This window comes from Winogradskyella ludwigii, assembly GCF_013403985.1.
GTDB lineage: Bacteria > Bacteroidota > Bacteroidia > Flavobacteriales > Flavobacteriaceae > Winogradskyella > Winogradskyella ludwigii.
Genome location: NZ_JABFDF010000010.1, coordinates 1 through 6798, shown reverse-complemented (window position 1 = coordinate 6798; position 6798 = coordinate 1). Strand labels below are relative to the sequence as shown.

Sequence of the window (6798 nt, the reverse complement as noted above, 5' to 3'; positions counted from 1 at the left end):
CTTCTAAACGGCTAAAAGAAATCTTTTGAACGTCTAAATATTAACCAAAAAGAGTCAACCTATATCAGTATAATACACAAACTGAATGAAAAACATAATTTATCTGACTTTAATACTTTTTACAAGTTTTGCTTATAGTCAAAATTTTGAAGGACAAGTTACCTACAAAACGACCATGGAAAATCCCTTTCCAGAAATGATGACAGATAGTGTGTTTAAGGAAAAGGTTTTAAAACCTGCTTTTGGAGAACAAGGGTTTATGCTTCAGAATTACTTTTATAAAGAAAATAGGTTTATGTCCGTAACATCAACTGGACTGGAAAACGGATTTGAATTATACTCACCTGAAAAAAAGAAAGTTTATGCGTGGAAAGAGAATTCAACTCAAGCCATAGTCAAAAAAACAAATGAACATCCTGAAATGGACGCTTTTGTTGAATTCGTTGAAACTAAAGAAACTGATACTATTTTAAATGTTCTTTGTAAAAAAGTTCTACTGAAATCTAAAATGGGTACAGCAGAATTATGGTATAATAGTGAATATTTAAAAATTAATCCAAAAGATTATTCTGAATTCAAATTAGACCATAAGAATTTGATATTTGAAAAATATGGATGTTTACCTTTTAGGATAAAAGCTATGACTTTCAATATAGAGGTAATTCAATTTAAAAAGATGGAAGTTTCTGATGAAAAATTTAAGCTACCTGAATTTGAATCTGAAATTGAACAATAAAAACTAAAGCTAACACCGTGTATAATTAATTGCTGTATTCTTCTCTACTTGCGAATATTCCTGCGGAATATTCACAGGTTCGTAAAAGTTTACTAATTTAGTTGCTAAACCACGCAACTAACCATACACAAACACGTTACCCACAATTTGAAAAAAATCGTAACTACCAAAAAAGACCGATATGAAAAACATACTGATTATACTTTTTACAGTCTTTTTGACTTCATTCACATTCGGACAAGAAAAAAGAGTTGTATCAATAATTGATTCGACCAAAACGCAAGAGTTAGTTTTAATTCAAGAATTTACAGTCAATTCACCAATCGATTCTGTTTGGAATGCTTATACAACTAAAAAAGGTTGGGAAAGTTGGGCAGTTCCTCTCGCTGAAATTGATTTAAAAGTTGGTGGATTTATAAAAACAAATTACAACAAAGCAGGGAAAATCGGAGATAGCACAACAATCGTAACACATATTATAAATTATGTTCCCAAAAAACTGATTACGCTTCAAGCAGAGATTACCAACAACTTTCCTGAATTTATGAAAAAAGAAGCAAAGGACTTTTACAATGTCATATACTTTGACGAATCCGAAAAAGGAAAAACAAACGTCAAATCCTACGGAATTGGATATAAGAACAATCCAAAATATCTTTCGCTGATGGAATATTTCATACCTGCTAACGAAATATTATTAATGAACTTAATTTTATATTTGGAAACAGATACAAAAACAAAAAAAGAATAATATGGACAAAGCACTTCAAACAATGATTGACAATATGCCCGAAAAAACGGGTAAATCCTTGAACGAATGGAAAAAGGTGCTTAAAACAAAGTCCTTTTCCAAACATTCAGAGGCGGTAAACTTTCTTAAAAAAGAACACAATGTAACTCACGGATTTGCAAATACGATAGTAGCATTATCAAAAGAAGAAGCTGAATCGCCAACCGACCTTGTTAAAAACCAATACGAAGGAAAGGAAAATTTGCTTCCGATTTACGAAAGTCTGTTAGCTGTGGTCAAAGAATTTGGCAAAGATGTTACAATCACACCAAAGAAGACAAGTGTAAGCATAATCAGAAAAAAACAATTTGCGCTAATAAAACCTGCAACTAAAACCAGAATTGATTTAGGATTAAAATTTAAGGACAAACCAATAACTGACCGACTTGGAAATTCAGGGCCTTTTGGAACAATGTGTACACACAGAGTGAAGCTTTCAAATGTCAACGAAATTGACAGCGAACTAAAAAAATGGCTGAAAGAATCCTATCAAAATGCGAAATAAAAACTGTGGGTAACACCGTATAAAAATAATTGCGGTTTAGTGCTTAATTAAAAAAAACCGAAATTGCGAGCGACCAAAATACTACTTCTTATATTTATTCTCTCATTTTCAAGTTGCTATACGACGAAAAGACTGATACGTGAAAATGATTTTGAAACGTCTGCTTTTAATAATCAAAGTATAAATGGAATCTACAGTAATGGTTTGAATGATAGTATACCAAAAAATTTATGGGCGACATTAAAATCGAGTTATACTGATAAAACCGACACAATAAACTTGGAAAACAATAACGTCAAACTGACTTTATTAGATAATGAGAATTTAAACGTTCAATTATTAAATAAATCAAATGATTATGTAATTGGAGAATTTAATTTAAAAGGCAGAATTAAAGGCAATTTTTTTACTATTGACAGAAAATTAACTCTTTATCCTTTTATTCCTGTGTATTACGTCAATATGGAAACAAAAACAATTCTTGGAAACGATTTGAACGGAAATTTAGTTTTAGTAACTGGAAGTGTAAATGAAGTAATGATATTAATGGTGGCAGGTGGAAATAGACATGTCCAAAATCATAAATTTAACCGGATAAATAACTAAACACAACACCGTGCACAATTAATTTATTGGCCACTAACGACTAACGAATATTCATGCGGAATTTTAACAGGTTCGTAAAAGTTTGCTAAATTAGTTGCTAAAAAATTTAACCAACTCAAAAACAAACACATTAACAACAATCTAAACTCAACATTAACCATAACAACGACCAAAAAATGAAAGCACTTTCACTTATCTTATTAGTCTTACCAATGACAATGATGGCTCAATCAAAATTTAATGCAGAAGCGTATGGAACATCTTTGATGATTAAAAACGAAGCAGGATTAGCATAAGGAGCAGGTTTAGGTTACCAAGTATCAAACCGAATAAATTTAATTTTAGGTTATATGAATGGAACAATCGATAGTGATTTGATAAATGATGATTACGACATTAATAAATACTATTTTAATGTCGACTATAGATTCAATTCAGAAGATTCAAAATTTGGAATAGCCTCAATTATGGGTTTTTCTTATATGGATTTCGATAATAAATTAAATTTAGATGATGGAAATGGATTTGGAATGGATTTGGGTGTAAGAGCATTTATTTCTCAAACTGATAATTATGAATATGGCTTGAGACTAATATCTACTTACAATAGTGAATCACCAGGAGCAATATTAGAAACAGGATTGTATTTTAAATATAAATTAAATAATGGCAAAATTTTTTAGAACATTTCGCAAAAAAATGGTAAAAGAAAATAGATTTCGTAAATATTTTATTTATGCAATAGGAGAGATTGTACTTGTTGTTATTGGTATTTTAATAGCTCTTTGGATTAATAAATTAAACAATTCATACCAAAACTCTAAAAAAGAAATAATTGTACTATCTGAAATTAGAGAAAACTTAGTAGCTGACACAATTAAAATTAATGGAATTTCAAAATTCCATAAAGCAAAGAAAAATGAGATTTATAATATATTACAAATTATCTCTGAAAATAAGCCTTCAGAAGAAAATAGGAATATACTTTTAGGATATTTTACAACAGGAACCATTTTTGAAATTAGAGAGTTTATTTCTAAAAGTGTTGGTTATGATAATTTGATTTACTCAGGAAACATAGAACTGATAAAAAATAGAGAGTTAAAAAACCTCTTAACCCAATACTATTTAAGTACCTCTGCAAACATAGGAGCAATGGAAGTGGAAAAAAATAATACGCGACAATTTAAAGAGTATATTATTCCAAAAACCATAAGTAATTGGTCTCTTAAAAAACTTACAGGACTAGACTTTGAGTTAAACAACCAGGAATATATTGTTGGTCTTAATAATGACGAAAAAACAATTAGTAGTTTAATGCAAATGTCTATGCAAATTGATTTTTCTGGCAGCGTATTGTCAGGATTGCAAAAAAACATAGAGGATTTAATAAATAAGATTGATTTAAAAATAAATACAGCAGATAAATAACTACTGCCAAAACCATATCTAATTTACAGTTTCGTTCTTACCAATACGCAAAAATCTTCACGGATTCTATATTCAGCAATTGTTTACCAACTTAGTTATTACTCCACATAACTAACTACAAAACAAACACTTTGTAAACAATTATAAAAATTGATTATGAAATAATTAAAAACATTCTGCTTATTTTTGAAGAAAGTCAAACACATCGTTTGAATACTATTGAAATTTTCGAAAAATTAAACAGAAGACTTTAATATAATATATCTCTATTTTAATTTATTAAATTAGGAGCTTAACTACAACACTAAACACACACTATCACGTTATACTGCAATAGAATAAATAATAAAATAGTGAATTTATTTAAAAAATTATTTTCATCAAAACCCTCTGAATCTAAAATAAATAGAACTAAACAACTGTACGAAATTAATGATAAGACAAGACGAGAACTTTTTAGATATTTGTTTGAGGCTTCTACTCAAAAAGCAATCGAAATAATTGAAAAAGAACATATTGATATTAATAGCTTTACCAGTTCTGAAAAATCTAGTACGCTATTAATAACAGCAATTAGCGACTGTAAATCTGAACTAAAAGGTTCTGAAAATCATGTCAGATTAATTTCTTACTTAATAGACAAAGGAGCTGAAATTAACACAAAAACTGAAGACGGATATAATGCGCTAGAAGTCGCTTTAGCTTTTCATAACATGTCCAATATTTCATTAATTTTGATAAAAACAGGAAAAGCCGAAATTAACTCGACTGAAAAACACGGGAATAACCTAATATTCACCGCAATTAGAGAATATGGTCTGACGTGGCGAGAAGAACAAAAGGAAATTAACCAATTGAGGTTTAAAATTATACAAGAACTGCTTAATCGCGGAGCCGATTTAGATAAAATAAATAACCACGGAATAACCGCTAGAACATGGATTGAAAGACTTTCTAAAACCGATAGATTACATAATTTAATCAAACAATTTGAAGAATAATAACCAAGCATAACACCTTATAAAACAATTGTGGCAGCAGTAATTAATTCTGCTGTTTCTACATTTAATATAAAAATCTACAGTTATGGTAAAAGTGACCAAATGGTTAATGAATTTAAGCCCATTACAAATTGGGCTAATATTACTTTTAATGCCTTTTCTTGTTGGTATAGTGAATGGATTGATCTCTTTTATTTCAATATTTTTGGATGCTGAGTTTCCAATCCCATTATTCCGTTTAGCAATACTAATAGTTCACATGATCTTTATGCTATGGATTTGGTTCTTCTCTGTAACCATAAATAGAAAAGTGTTGAAAATTAATAATACACTTTTTAAAATAGGTTTCTTTATTTTACTTTTATACAGATTATTAGAATTTATAAGCCAGCTAAATCTTGATATATATAAAAAAGGATGGTATCTAGATAATAATATTATTAGCCTTATCGATATCTTAATGTCTATTTATACTTTACTTGTTCTGGCTTCGTATATATATTTAACAATATTCACAGCAAAAATAATAACGAAACTATCTATTGAAAAAGTGAAATTATTCACCATTGAAATACCACATTTTCTATTAATATTTACATTCCCAATCGGCATTCCATTACTTCAAACACACGTTCAAAATTATTTAGAGAAACATGAATTATTTGGCTTTTATTTTTCAAAAAAAGTAATCCTAAAAAAAGCAAAATATGAACCAACAAAGGAGATTGAAGAAAAAATTAAAGAACAAAAAAACGAAATCAATAAAGAGGACCCAAATAGATTTATGCCTAAATAACTACGCCAACGCCATGTCTAAATAATTACTCTTTATAGCCTACTTACAAACATTCCTTTAGAATATTCTACCAGTTATTTGTTTGCTAACTTAGTGCATAACCAAATACAATTTAGTTAAAGCAGAGAAACAAACTAGACTGGTATTTTTAAATACCGAAACACGAAAAATTCGCAAACAATATTTACAATTGATCTAATTAATATGAAAACAAAATTAATATTACTAGCGTTACTATTCACTCAAATATTTTATGCTCAGATTAAGATACAAGAAGACAGCCTCACTATTGAATATGAAAAAACTAAAAAGGCGAGTCAGTTTATAGGTGCAGTAACTAATGTTAGAACTAAAACAGAAAAAATAGTCCAATACAACATCAAAGTTAGAATTGAAATGTTGGATAATAAAAAAAGACGGTTTGACCCTAACAAATTTTCACTTATAGATTATCAAGACAGTTTAAGGTTCCGACCAATTGATGTAGCCTATACAAATTTCACAGATAAGTGGCACTTTGCAAAATTAATAAAGAACAAACCCAACTATAAATCTTTAGAGCATAGATACAATCCGGATATCAAGGATACATTTTTAGATTACGAATTTAAAGGAATTACAAATTGTACTTTTCCTATAAAATACGAAGCCTATGATAAATACAAAATAAGCTTTAAAAATCCAAAAAAAGTAGCACATGAAACGTATTTTGAGCCAAAAGAATTAAGAAAACGAAATATAAACTTATATTTTCCAATATTAAAAAGCACTAAAAATGCGACCCTTTTTTATGGGAACACAAAAATTGAAGACATAGAATTTTAAGCAACTTAATAAATGCCTTTAATTTCAATGAATGTATTATACTGATATAGGTTGACTCTTTTTGGTTAATATTTAGACGTTCAAAAGATTTCTTTTAGCCGTTTAGAA

Annotated in this window: 9 protein-coding genes; all 9 read left to right on the top strand. The window is 28.8% G+C overall.

Translation table 11 applies throughout. The features are described from left to right. The first annotated feature begins 85 nt into the window (after positions 1 to 85). Positions 86 to 736 carry a hypothetical protein gene (locus HM981_RS17165; protein WP_179340032.1) on the top strand — a complete coding sequence of 217 codons (651 nt, stop codon included), beginning with the start codon at positions 86 to 88 and terminating at the stop codon, positions 734 to 736. Between the two features lie 181 nt (positions 737 to 917). Then, positions 918 to 1487, top strand: coding sequence for an SRPBCC family protein (locus HM981_RS17160; protein WP_179340031.1), 570 nt, complete (start codon positions 918 to 920; stop codon positions 1485 to 1487). Between the two features lies 1 nt (position 1488). Beyond that, complete coding sequence (locus HM981_RS17155) at positions 1489 to 2031, top strand: DUF4287 domain-containing protein (protein WP_179340030.1); 543 nt, start codon at positions 1489 to 1491, stop codon at positions 2029 to 2031. A 63-nt stretch (positions 2032 to 2094) separates the two neighbouring features. Then, on the top strand, positions 2095 to 2637 hold the full coding sequence (locus HM981_RS17150) for a hypothetical protein (RefSeq protein ID WP_179340029.1): 543 nt from the start codon (positions 2095 to 2097) through the stop codon (positions 2635 to 2637). Positions 2638 to 2987: 350 nt separating this feature from the next. After that, positions 2988 to 3320 carry a hypothetical protein gene (locus tag HM981_RS17145; RefSeq protein WP_179340028.1) on the top strand — a complete coding sequence of 111 codons (333 nt, stop codon included), beginning with the start codon at positions 2988 to 2990 and terminating at the stop codon, positions 3318 to 3320. 16 nt (positions 3321 to 3336) lie between these two features. Further along, positions 3337 to 4068, top strand: coding sequence for a DUF6090 family protein (locus HM981_RS17140; protein WP_179340027.1), 732 nt, complete (start codon positions 3337 to 3339; stop codon positions 4066 to 4068). 353 nt (positions 4069 to 4421) lie between these two features. Continuing rightward, a complete protein-coding gene (locus tag HM981_RS17135; protein WP_179340026.1) occupies positions 4422 to 5069 on the top strand; it encodes an ankyrin repeat domain-containing protein in 648 nt (215 codons plus the stop codon). A gap of 85 nt (positions 5070 to 5154) precedes the next feature. Next, a complete protein-coding gene (locus HM981_RS17130) occupies positions 5155 to 5865 on the top strand; it encodes a hypothetical protein (RefSeq protein WP_179340025.1) in 711 nt (236 codons plus the stop codon). A 204-nt stretch (positions 5866 to 6069) separates the two neighbouring features. Next, positions 6070 to 6690, top strand: a complete 621-nt coding sequence (locus tag HM981_RS17125) for a hypothetical protein (protein ID WP_179340024.1) — start codon at positions 6070 to 6072, stop codon at positions 6688 to 6690. Positions 6691 to 6798 lie beyond the last annotated feature (108 nt).

What these genes read in the sequence shown, in the direction of transcription:
- HM981_RS17160 (WP_179340031.1), top strand. Translation starts at nt 918, where the DNA reads ATGAAAAACATACTGATTATACTTTTTACAGTCTTTTTGACTTCATTC.
- HM981_RS17125 (WP_179340024.1), top strand. Translation starts at nt 6,070, where the DNA reads ATGAAAACAAAATTAATATTACTAGCGTTACTATTCACTCAAATATTT.
- HM981_RS17140 (WP_179340027.1), top strand. Translation starts at nt 3,337, where the DNA reads ATGGTAAAAGAAAATAGATTTCGTAAATATTTTATTTATGCAATAGGA.
- HM981_RS17165 (WP_179340032.1), top strand. Translation starts at nt 86, where the DNA reads ATGAAAAACATAATTTATCTGACTTTAATACTTTTTACAAGTTTTGCT.
- HM981_RS17130 (WP_179340025.1), top strand. Translation starts at nt 5,155, where the DNA reads ATGGTAAAAGTGACCAAATGGTTAATGAATTTAAGCCCATTACAAATT.
- HM981_RS17155 (WP_179340030.1), top strand. Translation starts at nt 1,489, where the DNA reads ATGGACAAAGCACTTCAAACAATGATTGACAATATGCCCGAAAAAACG.
- HM981_RS17145 (WP_179340028.1), top strand. Translation starts at nt 2,988, where the DNA reads ATGAATGGAACAATCGATAGTGATTTGATAAATGATGATTACGACATT.